18 protein-coding genes are annotated in these 19,140 nt (G+C 63.5%); 7 read left to right on the top strand and 11 right to left on the bottom strand.

Features of this window, described 5'->3' with window-relative positions; genetic code table 11:
• The 4 genes from BM175_RS20275 to mobF all read right to left on the bottom strand — a co-directional run.
• Positions 1–1,516: type IV secretory system conjugative DNA transfer family protein (locus BM175_RS20275; protein ID WP_210185816.1), on the bottom strand; the 1,516-nt coding region annotated here is incomplete at its 3' end.
• 6 nt (positions 1,517–1,522) lie between these two features.
• Complete coding sequence (locus tag BM175_RS20280) at positions 1,523–2,161, bottom strand: hypothetical protein (RefSeq protein WP_139224725.1); 639 nt, start codon at positions 2,159–2,161, stop codon at positions 1,523–1,525.
• A gap of 95 nt (positions 2,162–2,256) precedes the next feature.
• The gene (locus BM175_RS20285) at positions 2,257–2,460 is read right to left on the bottom strand and encodes a hypothetical protein (RefSeq protein ID WP_139224726.1); all 204 of its coding nucleotides are present in this window, start codon (positions 2,458–2,460) and stop codon (positions 2,257–2,259) included.
• A 265-nt stretch (positions 2,461–2,725) separates the two neighbouring features.
• The gene (mobF, locus tag BM175_RS20290) at positions 2,726–6,856 is read right to left on the bottom strand and encodes a MobF family relaxase (RefSeq protein WP_090966363.1); all 4,131 of its coding nucleotides are present in this window, start codon (positions 6,854–6,856) and stop codon (positions 2,726–2,728) included.
• 539 nt (positions 6,857–7,395) lie between these two features.
• Here mobF and BM175_RS22480 point away from each other — a divergent pair.
• The 7 genes from BM175_RS22480 to BM175_RS20315 all read left to right on the top strand — a co-directional run bounded on the left by BM175_RS22480 (position 7,396) and on the right by BM175_RS20315 (position 11,775).
• On the top strand, positions 7,396–7,827 hold the full coding sequence (locus tag BM175_RS22480; RefSeq protein WP_139224727.1) for a hypothetical protein: 432 nt from the start codon (positions 7,396–7,398) through the stop codon (positions 7,825–7,827).
• Positions 7,828–7,858: 31 nt separating this feature from the next.
• Complete coding sequence (locus tag BM175_RS20295) at positions 7,859–8,692, top strand: nucleotide-binding protein (protein ID WP_183193324.1); 834 nt, start codon at positions 7,859–7,861, stop codon at positions 8,690–8,692.
• A gap of 111 nt (positions 8,693–8,803) precedes the next feature.
• Positions 8,804–9,592, top strand: coding sequence for a hypothetical protein (locus tag BM175_RS20300; protein ID WP_139224728.1), 789 nt, complete (start codon positions 8,804–8,806; stop codon positions 9,590–9,592).
• A gap of 59 nt (positions 9,593–9,651) precedes the next feature.
• Positions 9,652–9,843: a hypothetical protein gene (locus BM175_RS22485; RefSeq protein WP_139224729.1), complete on the top strand. Its 192-nt coding sequence runs from the start codon at positions 9,652–9,654 to the stop codon at positions 9,841–9,843.
• A 121-nt stretch (positions 9,844–9,964) separates the two neighbouring features.
• Positions 9,965–10,660 carry a helix-turn-helix domain-containing protein gene (locus tag BM175_RS20305; RefSeq protein WP_090966369.1) on the top strand — a complete coding sequence of 232 codons (696 nt, stop codon included), beginning with the start codon at positions 9,965–9,967 and terminating at the stop codon, positions 10,658–10,660.
• A 94-nt stretch (positions 10,661–10,754) separates the two neighbouring features.
• Positions 10,755–11,246, top strand: coding sequence for a helix-turn-helix domain-containing protein (locus tag BM175_RS20310; RefSeq protein WP_139224730.1), 492 nt, complete (start codon positions 10,755–10,757; stop codon positions 11,244–11,246).
• Between the two features lie 235 nt (positions 11,247–11,481).
• Positions 11,482–11,775 carry a hypothetical protein gene (locus BM175_RS20315; RefSeq protein WP_090966373.1) on the top strand — a complete coding sequence of 98 codons (294 nt, stop codon included), beginning with the start codon at positions 11,482–11,484 and terminating at the stop codon, positions 11,773–11,775.
• 513 nt (positions 11,776–12,288) lie between these two features.
• Here the strand turns inward: BM175_RS20315 and BM175_RS20320 are convergent.
• From BM175_RS20320 to BM175_RS20350, 7 genes are all read right to left on the bottom strand, one after another.
• A complete protein-coding gene (locus tag BM175_RS20320) occupies positions 12,289–14,424 on the bottom strand; it encodes a hypothetical protein (RefSeq protein WP_139224731.1) in 2,136 nt (711 codons plus the stop codon).
• Positions 14,425–15,148: 724 nt separating this feature from the next.
• A complete protein-coding gene (locus tag BM175_RS20325) occupies positions 15,149–15,526 on the bottom strand; it encodes a helix-turn-helix domain-containing protein (protein ID WP_090966377.1) in 378 nt (125 codons plus the stop codon).
• A gap of 136 nt (positions 15,527–15,662) precedes the next feature.
• On the bottom strand, positions 15,663–16,049 hold the full coding sequence (locus tag BM175_RS20330; protein WP_139224732.1) for a hypothetical protein: 387 nt from the start codon (positions 16,047–16,049) through the stop codon (positions 15,663–15,665).
• Between the two features lie 73 nt (positions 16,050–16,122).
• Positions 16,123–16,863 (bottom strand): hypothetical protein, encoded by a 741-nt coding sequence (locus BM175_RS20335; RefSeq protein ID WP_139224733.1) that lies wholly within the window; start codon positions 16,861–16,863, stop codon positions 16,123–16,125.
• 216 nt (positions 16,864–17,079) lie between these two features.
• On the bottom strand, positions 17,080–18,141 hold the full coding sequence (locus BM175_RS20340; protein ID WP_090966383.1) for a hypothetical protein: 1,062 nt from the start codon (positions 18,139–18,141) through the stop codon (positions 17,080–17,082).
• Entirely contained in the window at positions 18,138–18,707 is a 570-nt protein-coding gene (locus BM175_RS20345) for a recombinase family protein (RefSeq protein ID WP_175526945.1), read from the bottom strand. Before BM175_RS20345 ends, BM175_RS20340 begins: the two co-directional genes overlap by 4 nt.
• Entirely contained in the window at positions 18,704–19,135 is a 432-nt protein-coding gene (locus BM175_RS20350) for a hypothetical protein (protein WP_090966387.1), read from the bottom strand. The genes BM175_RS20345 and BM175_RS20350 overlap by 4 nt, the downstream gene beginning before the upstream one ends.
• Positions 19,136–19,140: the final 5 nt, after the last annotated feature.

The following is a 19,140-nucleotide window of genomic DNA, read 5'->3' on the forward strand; positions in this document are numbered from 1 at the left end:
CGTCGCGGCCTTCCAGGATCGCGGCGATGGTCGCCGCGTGCATGATTAGAAGACTGGCACTCTCGGTCCAGAACTCGTCTTTTCCGCTGGAACCGCCGACCTGACCGCCCACGCTCTTGAACGTGGATGCGACTTCCAGGGGGCTCATTCCGGCGAGGAGATCGACGCCGTAATGGCCTTCGCCCGTCCCGATCACGATCACATCCGAGCGGTCAGCAACGAGGGGGAGGAGATCCCTCCACAGCGTCCCTTTTCCATCGGTAACGTAAGCCCCGATCTTATGGGTATCGCCCCACGCGGCCGACATGATGCGCTTGAAAAGGGGGCGCAGAACGTCGCGGGTCTTGCCCGATCCCGTATCGCCAAGAACGAGGGTATGATTCCGGATGCTCTCGCCGTCGTAGGCCACCAACTGGCCCCGGACGGGAGCCTTCATGTCACCACGCGCCCGCAAGACGCCGGTCGCCGTTCCGACAGGGATCAGGGGCGAGGTCGCGAGGCGTCCAGCCGCATCCTCGACCTGACGGGCGTAAGCTCGATACTCCGTGTCGCGACGGCCATCGGCTTTGCTCTTCCAAAACAGGAGCGCGTCACGGGTCGGGACCGCGTAGGGGGCTCCCGTCTCGTGCGTCCAGGTGCGGAGCGTCCGCCAGAACCCGAAGCTCCAGAGGGCATAGGACGAGGCTGCGAAGAGGATCACGGCGGCCAGAAGGGCTCCGATCAGCCCCGGAACACGCGCCACGTAGGAGAGGAAAACCGCGACGTAGTACCAAGCGACAGGGGTCCAGTCGCCGACCTCCTCGGCCCACGCCGGATAGGGAACGCCGCTCCGCTCAAGAACGGAATTGCCCGCCTGCTGCATCGTGAGAAGGGCCGACGAGGGGGACAGTCCGAGAAGGTCGGACGGTACGCCGGCAGACATGACGACGGTCTGTAGAGCGGAAGTGCCGACCCACGACACGAGGTAGACCACGAGGAACGCGGCCTTGAAGCATCTAGCCCGAGCCAACGGGTTTCCACCGCCTGCGAGGCGGTAGACGAACGCCAAGGCGTAGCCCATGGCAAGGGAGGTCGCGACATACGATCCGAGCGCCAGGATCTTCGCGAAGAGCGGCATGCTGGACGTGAAAAGCTCGGTCGCGAGGCCAAGATTGAGCCGGAACGGCAAGAGGACCTGAACCCAGCACACGAGCATGATCGCGGTGAGGATCGAGGCGAAGCGGATCGCCTTCTCGCCCGATCCGATCAGCGCCTCGCGCACGATCTCGGGGCTCAAATGCCGCCACATGAGCCAGCCGGCGTCGTCGCCATCGAGGAGACGGCCATCCCAGACGAGCGGCCGCCTGATATCGTCCGGAATGTCCTTGTAGAGGGTCGGATACTGGTCCTCGGGCCAGTGCTCACGGGCGTAGGCGAGACGGTCCCCCTTGGCGAGGTCGTCGGTGTAGCGCCCGGTTTCGAGGGAGCGCATGAACCTGTCGGCGCGGCGTGCGACGAGACGGGAGAGGATGCCCATGGCGCTTTACTCCTGGCTCGCGGCGACGGTCGCCGGCTTGAACTTCTCGATGTGCTCGATGGCGTCCTTGAGCCCCACGGAGCCCGTGACGCACTTCTCGACAGAGGGGCCGGTCACGACACGGCAGCGCCCATAGCTTGCGACCTGGACCCACGACAGGCGACCGTCCACGAATGACACGGCGTCGGTGATGCCGCTGTCCGGATCGATCGAGATCACGCCGCTGGTCGAAAGGCGGTCCAGGGAACCGGCCTCGAAAACCTTGGCAGGACGGGTCACGCGGGGCGCGGTCGCGAGCGCCGGAACGGCCTGCCACGCCTGGAACTCCTGCCCGTGGGCGGACACGTCGGAAATCACGGCTTCTACGAACGGGGTCCAGGCGGCGGACGAAAGACCGGCCTGGGCGGGGATCTGCGGGAGCCACGCGAGACGGTACGAGGTCAGCGCCCCGTCCTGCATGCGCGTGTAGCTGTTGGGATCGGCCAGGACCGACAGATAGAAGCCGGCGGGCATCTTGAGGTCTGCCAACATCGGCCCGACCATGGCCACGCCCACGGCGAGGCCACCCGCGAAAAGGCCCATGAAGATTCGGGCAAGGGCGCGCTCCGACAGGCGGGCACGCAGGACGTGACCGGGCGTCACCATCCGCGACCAATCCTGCTCCATGGTCTCGGGAGTGACGGGGGCGGAGACGGTTTCGACAGCGTCCAGAGACGGTGAATTCGGGATGACGTGCACGTTCATTTCTTGGGGCCTCGCTCGTGGGTTTCGATCTCGGCGAGAAGCGACGGCATCGCGTCGTCAATCAAAGCCCGGATCACTTCGGAGACGCTTCCACGCTCGGCCGTACCGGCGAGCGCCCTGACCAAGGCCACCTTTTTGAGCGTGTCCCACGTCTCGGGCGGGAGCACGATCGCAGACGTTTTGCCGGTGCGAGGGGGCATGGTCAGTATCTCCATGAGGCTCGAGGTAATGACTTAATGACATAATGACAAACGGAACCGCTTGTCGTCCTTTACTGTCCGTCATCAAGTCATCAGGGAGTTGATTTAAAGTCTAAGGAGTTGGTGAATCTTCCCTCTATTCAAAGGGTTACGGGGGTCGCCTCTCGTTCCGCGTGACTGTCGCAGGGACGGTCGCCCGGAGTCGCACGGGCATGAAAAAGGGGGCTCGCGGCCCCCTCTTTCCCTTCTCCTATTCCCGTTCTTCCTACCGCATCCGGGGACCGGACGGGTCATTCCGACGAGCAGCCTCGGCCTCCTGGCGAGCCTTCTCCTCGCGCCTTCGGCGTGCCTCCTCCTGGCGGATCTGCTCCGCACGAGCCTCCTGCTCGATCCGCTTCCGCTCCTCCTCAACGATGCGTTCCCGATCGACCTTGGCGGCCCGTTCCTGGGCACCGGTCGCGCCCCTCAAGGCCCCGTTCCAATCCTTGAACTGCTCGGCCGGAGAACGATCGCAGAGGACGGCTTCGGGGTTGCCGGAACGGATCGCCTCGCGCACCTTCTCGGCGAACTCCTGGCCTTTGGCGTCGTTGTCGAGCCCGACATGCCACTCCGCGCCGGGGTTCCTACGTGCGATCTCGGCCAGGGCGTCCAGCGACCGGCGACCGGGCGTCCCGTCCGGAGCCGTCAGCATGGCACCCTTCGGGGCACCGTCCATCTGATAGAGCGAAAGGGTATCGACGGAGCTTTCAGTGACGTAGATGCGTGTCGGCTTCCGTTCGCCTGCCATGAACAGGGTCGGGGCTCCCCCTGCGGAGTTGGCACGGAAGCTCTCGACCTTACCAGCCTGGGGCGCTCCACGTCGGACGTAGTTCACGAGGTCGCCATCCGGCGTCCGATGCGCGAAGGCCGCGCCGAACCTGTTCGATGCACGATCGCCGGTCCAGTCCGCCTTGATATCGGCGGCAAACCGCTCGACGATCTCGGGCGCGATGCCACGCTCTTTCGTCAGCCACCGCGACACGCCGGACTGACGTAGTGCCTGCCACCCCGCCATGACCTTGGCACGGTCGCCCTCCCCCGTCGCGTCCCGTTCCGAGCGCACCGTTTCGAGGGGTCGCGTCTCCCGTTGCGTCCGGAACCGCTCGCGGAGCCAGTGAAGGGCCTCGGCATATGAGTGCCCTTTCACATGCTGGACGAGGTTCTGAATGACGCCACCGGCCCCGCCGTTGGATAGGGTCCAATTCCAGACGCCATTCGCCTTGCGCGATATCCCGATCTTCTCGCCCGTCGAAGGGTCGCCAAACCGAACCGCGCCACCATTCGACCACCGCTCGACGAGGGAACCGCCAAGGTCGCGGACAGCGAATTCCAGAAGGTCGGCCCGAACGAACGTGTCGATCTCCTCGGGGGTTACACGCGACCTCGGCGCTTTGTCCGGGATCGGGTAGTGGGTCGCGGCCTTCTCACGAGCCGCCATGCGCTCGGCGAGACCAGAAGACGCGGCAGCGGCACGCTTCATCCATCCAAGACCGCCGGGACCGCCCATGCGGGTCAACGCCTCGTTGAGACCGACACGGGGTCGCGCCTCGTTCCGCTCCACCGTCTCGACGACGCGTGCCGGGGTCGCGGTAGGCTTCCCCATGAAGGCGGCAACGTCGAAATAGTCGGACGCGTTCTCCTTCTGATCGGCCTTCATCGTCTCGGCGAACAGACGCTCGCGGATCGCCTCGGGCGTGATCTCGACCTCCTTCCGATCGTCCTCCTCCTCAGGCAGGACGGTCCCGCCTCCCTTGGTCTGACGGATCGACGCACCCTCCCTCGCCGCGATCTCGTCAACGATCCGTCCCCCGTCGGCATAGAGCCGGACGCGCTCGCGGTGCCGGGTCATCGCGACGTATGTCGACTCCATGCCCATGCCGCGCAGATTGGCGACATAGGCTTCGTCCACCGTGACGCCCTGGCTCGCGTGAACCGTCATGGCGCACGCGTGCTGGATGCGAGGCACGGCGGGTTCCCCGTCCTCGCGGCGTCCGACGAGATCGGACAGGGGAACGGCGATGCGGCGGCCACGGCCGAGATCGAGATCCAGAACAGGGTTGGGCGGATCGCCCCGGACCCCCAGAACGCGGGCGAGATCCGCATTGCGGATCGTCAACGTTCCCAGCTCGACCGTCTCTCCAAAAATGATGTCGTCGCCCACGGACAAGGCGAGGTCACGAGGCTTGTCCCCGCCACGCGGGATCGCCTGGAGGATCTTCTCTTCCGCCTCGATCCAGCCGGCTTCCTTGCCCGCCTCGCGGATCGCCTCGTTCAGGGCGCGCACGTCCGCGTTCCAGCCGGCAAGGACGCAACGGGTCGCGTCGGGTCGCTCCTGGCGTCCCCTGGTGTAGTCCTGGACAAGTTGGCGCATGGTCGCCTCGCGGTCGTCACCGACCACCACAGCCCCGGCCTTGGCATACGCTTCGAGGGCACGGACGCACTCACCAGCGGCAAAGTCCTTCGACGCCGCCTTCATCCAGTCGGCTTTCTGGCGAGTTATCTCCGTCATGCGAGACGAACCGACGAACCGGGCAATCGCCTTCAGGGGCGAGCCTGCGACGACAGGCTGAAGCTGGCGGGTGTCGCCCGTCAGGATCAGCTTCGCCCCCGCCGTGGCGGTCGCCTCGACGAGGATAGACATATCCTCGGTGCCGACCATGCCGGCCTCGTCCACGATCACCACGGCCTTGGCATCGAGCGCGATCTTACCGGACTGCACCTGACGGACGAACCCTTGAACCGCCTTGGCGTAGGCTTCGGCCGTCTCGGTGTCCGACCGCACGACTTCCGTCGCCTTCCAGGACGGGGCGATGGTCCACGGCGTCAGCCCGCACTCACGAGCCACCTCGGCGACCGCTCCGAGCGAGAAGGACTTGCCAGAGCCTGCGGACCCCTCCACCACGGAAACGCCGTCGCGGTTCAGGGCATGCAGGACCGCCAACGCCTGATCCTCGCGCATCGTCGGGCGACGGGCGATGGCGGCCCGAACCGCTTCCTCGGGAACGAACTCACGTTCCGCCTTCCGATCGACCACCGTCCGGAGCATGGAACGCTCGGCCTCGACGATCGCCTTCGTCGAATAAATGGCGCGCTCGTCTACCATTCCGATCTGCACGAGAAGGCCGGAAGCCTTCATCGCCTCGACCGCGGCGAGGGCCTGATCGGCATTGCAAAGGGTCTGTAGGCCCTCCACGACGGCCCTCATGAGCAAACGGTCGTCGATGACGCTGTTGTTCCTCGTGAGGTCGTGGACCGCCTTCTCGGCTGTCTGACGAATGGCCTCGTCCCGGTCCTGCCCGACCATGCCGGCGCGGACATGACGGCTCTCGACCTGGACGGTTCGGAGAAGGGCGTTCCGGTCCAGCCCGAGCGCGGCAAGCTCGCGCCCCCATCGGGCGTCAAGCTCCTCCATGGTCATGTGCCGATCCTTCTCGGCCCGCGTCTCGTAGCTGGCGACCTGGGCCTTGCCACGGGCGGACGCCGTGCTGAACCCCTCCTCCCTGGCGACGGCCTCGATCTCGGCCCGACGTTTCGAGAACGCCTTGAGCACCTTTTCCGGAACGCCGACCACCTCGAAATTCCGACCGTCGCGGACAGTCTCGATCCCGAACTCTTCCCGAAGCATGGCCGACATTTCGGCTCTGTAGAGCGCAGCGATCGTTCCGCCGTAGAGCTTGAGCCGGCGGTTATCGAGAGCCCCCGTCGTACCATCCTCGCGCACTCCAACGTTCATCAAGACGGCGTGCGAATGAAGCTGCGGGTCTTTCGCCCTGGACGTGAAATGGCGATACACGGCGGCCGACGCCTCGCGCACAGGCTCCTCGAAATAGCTCTTCTTCTTGGTGATAGGATCGCGAACGGCTCGATGTGCCACGACGAGGCCCATGTCGAATGCCGCACTCATTGCGCGTCGAACGCACCTGTCATGGCCCGCGAAAAGACGCTCACGATCCTCGCCCTCGAAGGCGGCTGCAATGGCGCTCACGCTCTTCGGGGCCGCGATCTGGACATCGAACCCGACCGACCGCTTCCCGTTGGCGCTGCCCTTCGTCAGAGGCTCCTTCGTCTTCGGGTGACGGCCTGCGGCGAGGTCGCGAAGATGACGACCGGATACGGCGGTTCCGTCTTCGCCGAAGGGAGAAGGGAATAGGGGGGAAGGTGAAGGGGTAGAGGCGGGCGAGGGAGAGGCAGTGGAGCGGGTCCACCACACTCCGGCGCTCTCCGACTGGCCGTTGTCGGTGTAGTAGGCCACCTCGTCCCGGCCCGCCTGACGGTCGTTCGTCTTCCGATCGGCGAGCGCGGCGCGGTCCTGTGCCTCGTAGTATTCTATCGACGTGATACGGGTAACGCTTATCATCGGATCACGACTCGTTCTCGGAACGGTACTTATCGACGATGTAATCCGCTATGTACCGGATATCATCATTTGTTCGTGTAGCGTTCGACATTAGTTCGGAAACAGCATTGGCCAGTCTGCCAACGTCTTTCGATGGATCGAGGAACGCGTTCAAAGCCTCTTCGACCAACGTTGACGGGTGAATGCGGCGAAGCTTCGCGGTCGCCTCGACGACGTTCCATAAGTCGGCATCGACGGATATACGGGGTCTCGTGGTCGCCATGGTCTCCGTCCAGAACGGTCGAACGGCTTCATCCTACCACGGGGACCATTCGGGCCGTATGCCCCGGAATGGACAAGCCAAAGCGTTGTTTTAAAACGCATGTTGGCCGATTTCGGACAGAAAAAGCCATCGCAGGTGCGTCATGTGTCCAAATTCTACGAACCAAATCCGATTTGCAACCAAAATCGAAAACTATCCGATTTAGTGTGAACTCATATTGAAAAATAGACGAACGCTTGTATAATGCAATGGTGCCCCGAAGCGAACGGAGGAGACAATGGCAAAGAAGGGCGCGGATACGCCCACGGAAGTCCCGATCGATGACTTGCGATCGTTTCTACGCGAGGAAGCTGAACGCGGCCCGACCGGCAAGGCATCCACATTCGATCAGGTCGTCGCCCTCCTCCCCGAGATCGATGCGCTGATCGCCCGTCGCAGGACGAGGGCGGAGGTCCGCGACCTCCTCGCGAGCAAGGGCCTCGAAATGTCGCTGGGCACCTTCACGCAGTATTACGCGAAGGCGAAACGACAGGCCGAAGGGACTGACACGCTAGAACGGAAACCGACCGCAAGGAAACCGGAACCGGCTGCGAAAAATGAAGCGAACAACGGTTCAAGCCAGAAGGCGAATAGCTCGCCTGCAAGCTCGGGAACGAAACCGGAAGAAAAGTCGGAAGTCAGCCTTCGTCCCCGCAACGACGAAATCTGAACCGGCATCGAGTAAGAGGAAGAACGAGGACATGGCGAGAGCGGCAAAGCCGGCGAACGGCGAGACGAAAAGGGTGATCCTGGTCACGAGCGAAAAGGGTGGCGTCGGTAAGACGCTCTGGACCTCGAGCTTTTTGACCCTCGCCCGTGAAGAGGGCGTGAAGGTCGCCGCGTTCGATGCGGATGGTAGCGTAGGCGGTCTCGCCCGGCTCTGCGCCATTAAGGACGCGAACGGCGATCCCGTCGAGGGCCAGGACCCGACCGAAGGCGTTGCCTTCTATGAAGGTCGCAAGTCGCGCAAGGCGCTCGAACTGCTGACCTCGGCGGAACACGGTTATCCGCTGATCCTCCACGATCTCGCGGGGGGCTACCTCACGACGATGATGGACATGATCGACGCCGGTAGCGGCCTGGAAGGGTTCGTCGAGAACTTCGCCTCGTTCGGCTACCGGGTGACGTTCGTCCACATGATCTCGTCCGATCTGGCGGCCACGTCCTCGGTCAACAACTACCTGAAATTCGCGGGTGCGACGGCGGACCATGTGGCCGTCGTCAACGAGCACTTTGGCGAGGTCGAAGAGGATTTCCCCTTCTGGAACGGCTTCACCGACAACAAGGGCGAATTCCGGTACGGCAAGACGAAGCCGAAGCTCCTGGGCCTTGAAGGGGGCAACGGCGTGCAGATCAAGATGCCGTCGATCGACAAGGTGACGGCGGTCAAGCTGTCGGCGGTCAACCTGACCCCTGCCAAGGCGGACGAGGACGAGTCCCTTCACGGCTACGAGAAGATGCGTGCGAGGCAGTTCGTCCGCAAGTTCGCGGCCTCGATCGAGCCGGCCCGCCACCTCCTCGGCCTTCCGGCCTGACGACAAGAACCGGCGGCGGGGAACCGTCCCCGCCCCCTCTCCTACTCCGCGAGGTCCGCTGTGAAACCCGAGGTCAAAACGCTATTCGACAAAGCCTGTGAAGCTCTCGACGTGACGCCCGAAACCCGCGATGCGCGGTGGCGGATGCTGCGAGACCTGAACCTGACGGCACACGATGAACTCCTCATTTCCCTGGTCGCGTCCGGGCGCATGGAGGAGCTTGTGACGCAGTTCGCCCGTTCGGCCTCTTCGATCGACGCTCTGCCCGAGACGGTCGCGGCGGCTGTCCGATCGGCGTCCAGGGAAGTGCTCGGCCCCGTCACCAAGGCGGCCACGGAACAGGTCAAGGCGGCCCATGCGACCCTAGCGGCTTCGACGGGTCACGAGGTCGCGTCGAGCGCGACCGCCTACCTCGACCGGGAATTCCAGCGCCGCCGCTTTACGGTCAGCGCGGGCGTCCTGCTGGTCGGGGTCCTGGTGATGCTCCTCGTCGGATATGTCGGGCACTCGCTCGGGGCGCGGTCCTCGATCTCGACGAACACGACGATCGCCGCCATCGCAAACCGCCCGGACACACAGACGGTCCTCTCTCTCCTCGCCGCAAATCCGGATCTCAAGGCGTCGATTGGAACGTGGTGCGGCTCTGGAACGGGGCGCGTGACGGTGGTCGAAGGCGTTCGGAACTGCTCCCTTCCCCTCTGGATCGACGGGCGTTCCGCCGCACCGGCTCAAACGCCGAACGCTGGCCCGCTCGTCTCCATGTGGAACGCCGGAGCCTCGTTCCTCAACCGCTTTTCGGGTCCGACGATCGCCTTCGCCTTCCTTATCCTCGGTGTCTTGCTCCGGAAAATCATCCTCACCGTTGGCAAAGCGCCAGGGGTAAAATGGCTTACGACCTGACCGGGAACCCGATCCTCAAAATGGTGTTCCCGATAGTGCAACCGCCAAAGGAGGCACCTATGGGCAGCAAGACGAAAGAGAGCATCATCGGCGTAGCAGCCGGCATTTCCAGCCTGACAATGCCGAGTGGCCTTCCACAGAGCCACGACGCGCTCGCCGAAACGCATGGGCAACACCAGGAAGCTCGACGCGACGACGCAGTGAAAGCAAACGAGATCGAGAACAACCAAAGGCCATCGGGTCAGTCTTGAACATGCCATACGACGCCTAAGAAGCCGGTCCCTTGGGCCGGCTTTTTCGTGTCGGGTCTCTGTCGTGGTCTCCCTCATCCCTGCTGGATATCGTCTATCAACCAGCATCAAGGAGGCACGAATGAGCACAACCACCATGAACCCCAAGGTTCTGGGAGTGTGGATCAGAACCGTCCGGCTAAGCCAGGATTGGTCTCAGGAGGCGCTAGCAGCCGCCTCGAACCTGACGGTAAGGACGGTTCAAAGGGTAGAAGCGGGGGATCCATCTCACCTTACGACGCGCCGCGCTCTAGCACGTGCACTAGGCTACGAAGACAGGGACGTTTTCGACGATCCTGAATTCTCCCGGAGTGTAGAGGCGTTGATGAAGGAGATCGGCGACACCTTCGCAGAGAACCGCCGAACCCAGATCGAAGACCAGTATCCCGACTTCAAACGCATCACGGTTCAGCAATGCTCCAGCGGTCACACTCTGGCGGTCCTGGCCGAAGGCATGGACGCGTTCGTGTTCGATATCCGCGAGGGCGTGCCGCAAGAAGCTGCGGAGCTTGCGAAGAGCCTCTTTGACTGGATCGACGATCACAACGCGATCTCGGCCGATCTACCGCCGTCCAGCAGAATGACGATGCGCGAAAGCCTCGGCAAACTCGTAGACGAGATCCAGGAGGCCGGTGCGAAGCTCTACCTCGCGCAGCGAAGCTTCGAGCTAAACGCGCCAGAAGGCGACCATATCAAATGGAAAATTGCCTATCTGACCGTCTTCGACCGAAGCGCCGCTGTGTCCGAAATCCTGGTTCCACGGCGGATTTGCCTCTGAAACGACACCCGCGTCGCAAAAAATGCGACATGGATGTCGCGGAGTATAATCAGATATATTGTTTAAGCAGGTACTCTAGGCTATTTCGGTTTCCATGAGCATCGAGCCACACCACGATTTCATCTCGCAGTTCCTAGGAAAGCCGCCGGCTTCCCTGGGACAGGGAACATCGATCAAAGCTCCGGCGGAAGATGTGGTGGATTCCGGCTTAGCTCGGATTCATACAAAGTGGGGAGATGCAGCCGTTGCAGGGTTTCAGGCGGTCCCGGACCTCCTGTTCAAGCACCAAAAGACGTTGGGTATCACCGCGACCGAAATGGTCGTCCTCCTCAACGTGCTGATGCACTGGTGGTATGCAACGAAGAAGCCATTTCCGCGTCCGACGACGATCGCAACCCGGATGGGCATCGCCGTCAGAACCGTTCAACGGGCTATCAGCAGGCTGGAAGAGATCGGCTTACTGAAAAGGGTCAAGACCGAGGAGGGCACAACCATCCTCGACCCGGACCCGCTTGTAGACAAGCTGTCGGTCTTCGCGAAAACCGACAGAGACTTTCTGGCTCGTAGAGCCCAGAAAGCGGCGTAGCTCAAAAGGAAGAGCGCCTGCCTTTCTAGACATACATCGTCGCAGATGGATGATACGGGCAGGGAGATGCGGGTTCAAGTCCCGTCGCCGACACCCAATCCAACGAGGTCGTCTATGCGACCCGTCGTCCGAAAAGCCGGTCCAGGAGACCGGCTTTTGGCGTTTCGAGGGTCTCATTCGCTGAAACGAGCGGCGCAGGAGGAGGCAAGAGGGCGGTCGCTTTCTTGGCCTGTTCGTGCCACCGGTCCCGATCCGCCTCGACCGCTTCGCGACGGTCGCGTTCGGCAGCCAGGAGGGTTTCGAGGGCCTTCACGCGCTCTTCCAGGACGAGGGTCGCAAGCTGCCGACGAGCCTCCTCGGCGGCGTCGATCCGCAGGGTCGCGTCCCGTTCCTCGGAACCATCGTCGTCGATCTCGTCCAGGGTCTCGCCCTTCTCGACCTTCTCAAGCCGTTCCGGGCGCACGTCGTAAACTCGGCTCAACTCGGCCGGGTCGATGGCATATGTGCCGTCGTCCCGACGGTTGGCTGACAGGCGTCCCGACGAGACCGCCCTTGCGATCGTCGTCTTGCCAACGCCTGCGACCTTCGCCGCCTGTCCAAGAGAAAGCATCACCCGAAACCCCCTGCCCGTCCTGGCGGGTCGCATGTCGTTCCAAGCGCCGGTCACGGCGACGGGTCACAGGGTCGCGCATGATGCTGGTCCGGGCCTGAACCCGGCGAGGTCAGCCCCGGCTATGCCGGGGCCTTCCACCTCACTTCCGCAAAAGCTCGAAAATGATCGTCGCAACAAGCGACGTAAGTACGCCTTGAGTGAAATTGTGAGTTAGTACAAGTAGAATATATGCGGTAATCATCGACGTGTTTCCTTCTAAATCATAGTTTTCGTATCCGTCTGGTTGATCGGTACTGATCTATTTATAATTGCTGCGCTCTCACCACGGCAATATTTATCGTTCGCGCACCGAAATTTTTCGGACGCGGCGCGGATCGAGCCTTGTCCGCGTGGGAAGGCTCGTGGATCGGAATTTCGCTGACGGGCGGTTCAGAACGCGGAGACGCGTCCGGGATCAGGATCGAGGAGGGGTCGCGCCACGGGTCGCACGACGTTCCTTTCTCCATGTAGGGAGACCGTTGCGGCCGGGACGCGCCACCAGATGACGCCGCCCTCGGCCTCGACCTCCTCGATGTAGGCGTCAAGCTCGATGGCCGCGTCTAGAGCCACCTGGGCGGCTTCCAGCGGATCGGGCAGGGCTCCGAGCAGAACGACCGCATATGCGTCCGGAAGGGCTTCCCTGACCCGCTGCGCGACCGTTTCAGGCGTATCGCCGGGGCGCAAGGCGACCGTCCCCTGCCTTCCTCTCCTATTTCCTTCCCTCCGGTACTCGACACGGATCGAGCCTTCGAAAGTGTGACAGCCCCTATAAAAGGAACTTTCATAGGAAGCGTCACACTTTGCCGCCGCGTTGCGGCGGCTCGCGGCCTGCCGCACGGCGGCGGGGCTGTCGAAGAGGGTCGGGTAGGCGTCGGCGCAGTCGGGCGCGAGGTCGGGCACGAAGCCGGCAAGCTCCATCGTCCGGAAGCGGTCGGGGACAAGTTGCGCCCACGTCGCGAAGGTGTCGGGCTGGATGCGGCCCGGAACGTTGGTAAGGATCAGCACTTCGCACGGGTCGTCCTCGGTCCTATGGACCGGGCGCACGCGGGCGATGGCCTGTGAGATCTCGGCCTCGCGGATCTGTCGAAGGACGCGATCGGCGCGTTCGTCGGGATGGTACGAGACCTGGACCGTCGCCTTGCTCCCGTCCTTCGCCGTCATGGTGACGGCGCGCTTCGGCAGGACGATCCTTCCCCGATCGTTGGCCTCGATCTCGGGAACTTCCTCCTCGGACTTGTAGAAGAGGGCGCGGGTCACGCGCTCAAGCTCGGGCGCGGAAGGCTCGTTGCGACCAACGATGATCGCGGCCGTCGTATGCCGCCAGTCGTCTTTGCCTCGGACGTTTCCGAAGTGCGCGACCCGGAACGGGGCGTCCGGCACGCGGGGGCCGCCGTCGTATTCGATGGCATGGCCCTCTTCCTTCCATGCGTCCTCGACCTGCATCTGGCAGACGACGAGGGGGCGCGGATCGAGGGTCGCGCTGCGTTCTTTGAGACGGTTTCGGCGACGGATTGCCTCGATGTGGGGTGCGAGTTGGTCCACGAGATCGAGCGCGATGCCGCGCACGCGGTCGCGGTTGCTCTTCTCCTTGAAGGCCAGTTTCGAGCCGGTCCTATCCGTCACCTGACGGACGCGGGTTCCGGTCCACCTGGCCGCCACCTGGTTGAAGGTCGCGTTCGGATAGAACCGTTCGATCAGCATGGGGTCCGCGTCCGCGTCGATCATGAGAAGCGGCACGGTCTGGAACAGGCCCTCCACCGAATAGTCCAGCCGGAGGAGGTTTTCGAGTGTGCCGGTCTTGCGGTTCAGACGGTCGTACTCGAAGCGGAGCGACATGAGCGGACCCGTCCGCTGGGTCGCGAGTTCGGCTCCGATGCACCGCCACGTCCGGGCGAGCGTGAACGCCTCGCGGTCAACGGCGCGCTGGACGGCCTCGTGCTGGGTCGCGTGGTCCTGGCCGGGATGAAGCTCGGCGCGGCCGAGACGGGAATACTCGACGCCGGCTGCGAAACCGCAATCGCCCGTGGTGAGACCGGCGGCCCGGAAGTCCGCGAGGGTCACGTTCCTACGGGCGTCGTAGGCCGCCCGGATGGCGGTCGTGGCTTTCAACTGAACGCGGTCGAACTCGTCCGCGTCGTCGAGGAAACGGTGCTGGTTGGCTTGGGCGCTCTCGCCCTTTCGAGGTCCGTACTGACGCGAATTCCATCCCGGCTGACGCTTCGCGGTGAACCGGTCGATCGGGCTGGACGTGTGGCGGACCATGCTCTGCCACCATGTTTCGTCGATGACGACGAGATCTAGTCGCTTTTCGGCGAGCATTTCCATCCGGATCGGGAGGTAGGCATGGGCTCCGATCAGGAGCCCCGGACCCTCGCGGCGCTCGGATAGCTGCCGGAAATACGGGCACGAGCCCTTGAACTCGCATTCGACGGCATTCCCGTCCGGGTCTTTCCCGACGCACAGGGTTTCGGTCACGTTGTAGCCGGCGACGGAGACCTTTTCCGCGATCTCTGCCTTCCTGCACATGGTCTCGGTCGGGCGTCCCGGAACGGTCGCGCTGCGACCTCTGATCACATGCACATTTGAGATCCCGAGATCGCGGGCACGCTCGGCCAGTTCGTCGGCCAGGGTCAGCGACGGGACGAGGTAGAGGACACGACGGCCCTTCCACACCTCGGACGCGAGGTGGCGAAGGACTTCCTCCGTTTTTCCTAGAGATGCCTCGGCCTGCTCGACGTGACGGGGAGGGGTCGCCTCGTGTCCCCCGAGACCGTCGTCCTCGACGGTTTCACCCTTCGACCCGATCCACGCGTCTGCGCGGGCGAAAAACCCCGAGACAGAATCTCGAAGGGCTTTTGTGGCGTCCGCTGACGGCACTCTGACCGGATAAATGTGCTCGCACGGGGAGATCCCCGGCTCGGCAAGAATAGCCATATGCGGCCCTTAAAAGGGCTGCGACCAGGGTTAGACTCTTGCCAAATTACGCTTTTGCGCATAGATTTAGCGTGCAGGGGATCGGGTACCGCGACTGGTAATCACGGTGCTCTTTCCCAAGCTTCGAGCCGTCTCTAACAGCCACTCCGGTATGAGGCGATTCCGATCCCCTGATTTCCCGTCAGAAAATCGCGCCTGTCGTCCCTGGTCCGAGTCGACCAGGGCATGATACTCGATTTCGTTAATTTCGCAAACGCGAACCGATCAGCTCATAAATGACGATTTTGGGTCAGGCTCACGCAAGCCTCACGCCGAACTAAGTCCGGCGCGGGTCCGTCTCGTCGGCCAGGGCGCGAAGCGCGAACGCGATCTGCTGCCTACTCCACCCCTTCCCGATCGCGTCGTCAATGACGGCGGTCGCCGCCTTCCGGATGGCGTCAAGCGCGTCCGCGTTCGTCGGCTCCGGGCGAGCCCGACTGACCTTCCACGATGCCGGAACGCCGTAGGTTTCCAGCATTTGCAGGATATTCAGGGCGTAAGGTGGCGTGCCGACGCTGCGCCACTTGGGGATCGTGGTCTTCGAAACGCCGATGAACTCGCCGAACTCGTACATCTTGAGGCCGATGGCGGCGCAACGTTCCTTCATGTCGTCATAGACGGCGGCTCGTGCCGCCAGGGTCTCCGGATCGGACATGACCACCACCTTTCGAATCGGTCGCGACATTAGCCTGTGGTGTGCGGCCGATTCCAGTGATGCGGACGAGTCGGTCGTGTTAAGCACGGCGGCCCCCATTCGAAACGGCAAAGGCGGGGTCTGACCCCGCCGTCTTCTAGTATTCGTTGTGCCTCTGACGCATCGCCTCACGGCTGATCCGGCGAGGCGGCTCGTCGTCCCAACCGGGCAGGATGCTGTCCAGAAACGCGACGATCTCCATGCCGCCGAAATAGGCCATGATCGCAGGCGAGCCGAGCCCTTCGAGGCGCTGCCTCTCCTCGTTCCAGGTGCCTCCGAAGCCATGTTCCGTGAGGATCAGAAGCCTCGTCTCGTGGAACTCGTGCAGGACGGCGAAGATGCCGGCAACCGGTCCTCGGGTCTGGATCTGCATCGTCCACGTCGGCGCATATGACGCTCCGGTCACGCGGTATTCGACGACGGGAAAACCGTCGTGCATGGCCTCGAATGGGCCTGCCATCGAAAGACGTATGTCCTGCCTCATGTCTCGATCCTCGATGGGGATAGGGGAAAGGGCGGGGATTGCTCCCCGCCCGCTGCGTCCGGGTTCGCAGGGGTCAGTCCCCCAGACGCGTGCCCCATTTCCACGTCTGGGCCTCGCGGCCGACGCGGATCGAATGCCAGCCGTCGTTGTCGCCGAAGGCGGCGGCGTGCTGGCCCTTGTTGTGTCTGACGGTCGGTCCCATGGCGTAGATGACGCCCTTGGCGTCCCTTGCGAACGCGCTCCCGTGGACCTCGTGCGTATCGGCGACCACGACGACGCTTTCCTCGATCGGCTCGACCTTCGAGGGCTTGCGGCATGGAACGACGAGGATATCGCCCTGGCGGATGCCCTGGGAAAGCTGGGCGTCCGTGACGCGCCACATCCAGCGTTGCGCCGCCCTGACGGCGGACACGGCGCTAGCGTCCTTGCGGATGCCGGCATGGATCGCGGCGGCCTGGATCGGGTGACGGAAGAACTCCCGCGTCTCCTCGTTTTGCCCGACCAAGACGTAATCTTTGTGGACGTTGAGATAGCCGTTCCGGTAGCGGCGGAAGGCGTGGCGGATCTGGATGACGGCCACACCCTGCGCGGGATCGTAGCCGTAGAGATCAAGGTTCAGGGCGTCCCCACGCTGCTTCTTGTCGAACTCGACGAACGTCTCGGGCAGGACGGACGTGAACATGCCGATGATCGTCGAGGCGCTGACGGTCGATCCGTCCGACATGACGACGGATTCGATTTCGTTGTAGTAGCCACGGGAAACCGAGGCGACGGACAGGGCGGAAACAGGGGAAACGGTAGCGTTTTGAGACATCGGAACCTCCGATCGGACCGGGCGACCACCGCCCGTCCTTATCCATGAGTATATTCCGAAACGGCAACTTCTGTCAAGCTAAAATACTACTTTGGCTAGGGGAAAATACGCTTTTCGGAAGGTTGTAGAGCCTGCCCGACGCGCCGCGAGGCATGAAAAAAAGGGGCGTTGCCGCCCCTCCTTCCCTTCCCCCCTATTCCCTCTTCCTTCGTCCGGTCAGGACGGTTTCCGAGTCCAGGGATCGAGGTCGTGCTTCCTGTCCTGGGCGGGGCTCGGCTGCTCCGGCTTCTCTGCGTCCGGCTCCATCGTCGCGTCCTGGCTGGCATCTGCCGCGTCGTTCAGACGGACGAGGGCTCCGTACTGCTGCGCGTTCGCGAGGATCGTCGGGAGCATCTGTTGCGCGATGTACCGTTCATCGACGCCAGGGACGGAAGTCTTCTCCTTGAAGGCTTCGATCGTCGCCCGGAGTTCCGCGAGGTCATGGCGTCCACGGAAGAAGTCCAGGAGATCCCCCTGGGGATCGACCTTCCGCATCACCTCGAAATGGAACGTCGCCGGGGTTCGCCCCCCAAGGCATTCCGCGACGGCAGCGAGGATGCGCTTGTCCCCGTACCGGAATTCCGCGTCCTCCATCGCCTCGCGATAGAGCCACTTGTCCTGCTTCTCCTTCTCGATCTGCTCAGGCGTCAGGCGTTTGGTGGTGCCGGTCGGCATGGCGGCCCGAACGGGGGCGGGAGCGGGAGCCGGAGCTTCCGGACGTGCCGCCTGGGGCGTTTTCTTTGGCTTCGGCTTGGGCGAATGGGTCGGTGGGGGATAGATCAACTCGACCTCCCGTCGCTGGACCGGAGCCGACGCGAATTCCAGGACCGGCACATATGCCGCCGCGTTCTGCATGCCCTTCTTGAACATGGCGAGAAGGGCCTTCACGGCGATCATGATGCCGGTTCCCATGACCAGGAGCATGTCCCGGAGCTTGGGGTTCTTCATGAATATCTGCACGCGGCCCCGGCGCGCCCGGAGTGCGCGGAGGAAGCGCCTCCGGCGCTCGGCCGCGGCGGCTCGAGGATCGATCTTCGGACGCGGGGCAGGGGCCTCCTGCTGGACGTTGGCCTTCGCACCTTCGGCCAGAAGGCGGCGGTTCTCGGTCTGCCTCGCCTCGTCACGTCGACGATCGTCGATCGTGCGGTGGTGGTCCCGAACGGCGAGGTCCGCCTTCAAGGTCTCACGGCGCTTGTCGAGCGATCTGTCGTACTCGTCCCATTCCTGATCGTATCTCATGGCGTCCTCTCTGGATGGCGCTTGAAGGCGCGATGAAGCGTCGTTTTGGAGATCCCGTTGAGGCGGGCGACCTTCGCCCATGAATTGCCTTCGGCCAGGAGCCGGCGGGCATGGTCGGTTCTTTCGGCGGTCATGATGGAAGGCCGTCCGTGGGGTTTCCCAGCCCGCCGGGATGCGGCGATGCCGGCGGTCACGCGATCGACGATGACGGCGCGCTCGTACTCGGCCAAGGCGGCGAGGACGGTGTACAGCATCCGTCCTGCCGTGGTGCCGGTGTCGATCCCATCCATGACCGTGCGAAGGTGTGCGCCCTTGGCTTTTATGGTCTCCATCACGTCGATCAGGGCGCGGATCGACCTTCCGAGGCGATCGAGCTTCCAGACAAGGAGGGTGTCGCCGGGTTGAAGACTCGCCAGCGCCTCGTCCAGTTGGGGACGATCCGACGCCGCTCCGGACACGACCTCTTTGTAGACCTTGGCGGCCCCGTGACAGTGGAGCGCGTCGATTTGGAGCGTGAAGGTCTGTTCGCCCGTGGAAACGCGGGCGTACCCGACAACCCGGCTCACGTCCTCGGCCCCAGCAAGGCGGGACCGACGACGATGGCTGCACGGGTCCACTCCTCGTCTGCCGGGGGATCTAGGAAATACGCGGCAGCGTGGATGCCCTGGTCGATCGCGTGTCCGAGAAGGGAACGCCTCGGCGGGTCCGCGACGTACCCGATCAGGCGACCGGTCGCGTCGAGGATCTGGACCTTGCGCGCCCTGGCGACCGTCATCGTCGGTTCGGTGATGGTTTCCAGGATCAGCGGCTCACCGGCCGGGATCGTCCTCGAATAGCGTCCGTTCGGGATGAAGAGCCGCCAGGGCGTCCCGTTCCGCATCGCGTCCGCCTCGGCGGCGGCCGGGGTGCCGGGTGGAAGACGCCTTATGGCGTCCTCCGTGCTGAACCCCTCGGGGAGGTTGGCACTGTCGATGTAGGATGAAGGGGACAGCATGACGG

It is taken from the genome of Aureimonas phyllosphaerae (genome assembly GCF_900113065.1).
Classification (GTDB): domain Bacteria; phylum Pseudomonadota; class Alphaproteobacteria; order Rhizobiales; family Rhizobiaceae; genus Aureimonas; species Aureimonas phyllosphaerae.

What these genes read in the sequence shown, in the direction of transcription:
- BM175_RS20280 (WP_139224725.1), bottom strand. Translation starts at nt 2,161, where the DNA reads ATGGTGACGCCCGGTCACGTCCTGCGTGCCCGCCTGTCGGAGCGCGCC.
- BM175_RS20285 (WP_139224726.1), bottom strand. Translation starts at nt 2,460, where the DNA reads ATGCCCCCTCGCACCGGCAAAACGTCTGCGATCGTGCTCCCGCCCGAG.
- mobF (WP_090966363.1), bottom strand. Translation starts at nt 6,856, where the DNA reads ATGATAAGCGTTACCCGTATCACGTCGATAGAATACTACGAGGCACAG.
- BM175_RS22480 (WP_139224727.1), top strand. Translation starts at nt 7,396, where the DNA reads ATGGCAAAGAAGGGCGCGGATACGCCCACGGAAGTCCCGATCGATGAC.
- BM175_RS20295 (WP_183193324.1), top strand. Translation starts at nt 7,859, where the DNA reads ATGGCGAGAGCGGCAAAGCCGGCGAACGGCGAGACGAAAAGGGTGATC.
- BM175_RS22485 (WP_139224729.1), top strand. Translation starts at nt 9,652, where the DNA reads ATGGGCAGCAAGACGAAAGAGAGCATCATCGGCGTAGCAGCCGGCATT.
- BM175_RS20305 (WP_090966369.1), top strand. Translation starts at nt 9,965, where the DNA reads ATGAGCACAACCACCATGAACCCCAAGGTTCTGGGAGTGTGGATCAGA.
- BM175_RS20310 (WP_139224730.1), top strand. Translation starts at nt 10,755, where the DNA reads ATGAGCATCGAGCCACACCACGATTTCATCTCGCAGTTCCTAGGAAAG.
- BM175_RS20320 (WP_139224731.1), bottom strand. Translation starts at nt 14,424, where the DNA reads ATGTGCAGGAAGGCAGAGATCGCGGAAAAGGTCTCCGTCGCCGGCTAC.
- BM175_RS20325 (WP_090966377.1), bottom strand. Translation starts at nt 15,526, where the DNA reads ATGTCCGATCCGGAGACCCTGGCGGCACGAGCCGCCGTCTATGACGAC.
- BM175_RS20330 (WP_139224732.1), bottom strand. Translation starts at nt 16,049, where the DNA reads ATGAGGCAGGACATACGTCTTTCGATGGCAGGCCCATTCGAGGCCATG.
- BM175_RS20335 (WP_139224733.1), bottom strand. Translation starts at nt 16,863, where the DNA reads ATGTCTCAAAACGCTACCGTTTCCCCTGTTTCCGCCCTGTCCGTCGCC.
- BM175_RS20340 (WP_090966383.1), bottom strand. Translation starts at nt 18,141, where the DNA reads ATGAGATACGATCAGGAATGGGACGAGTACGACAGATCGCTCGACAAG.
- BM175_RS20350 (WP_090966387.1), bottom strand. Translation starts at nt 19,135, where the DNA reads ATGCTGTCCCCTTCATCCTACATCGACAGTGCCAACCTCCCCGAGGGG.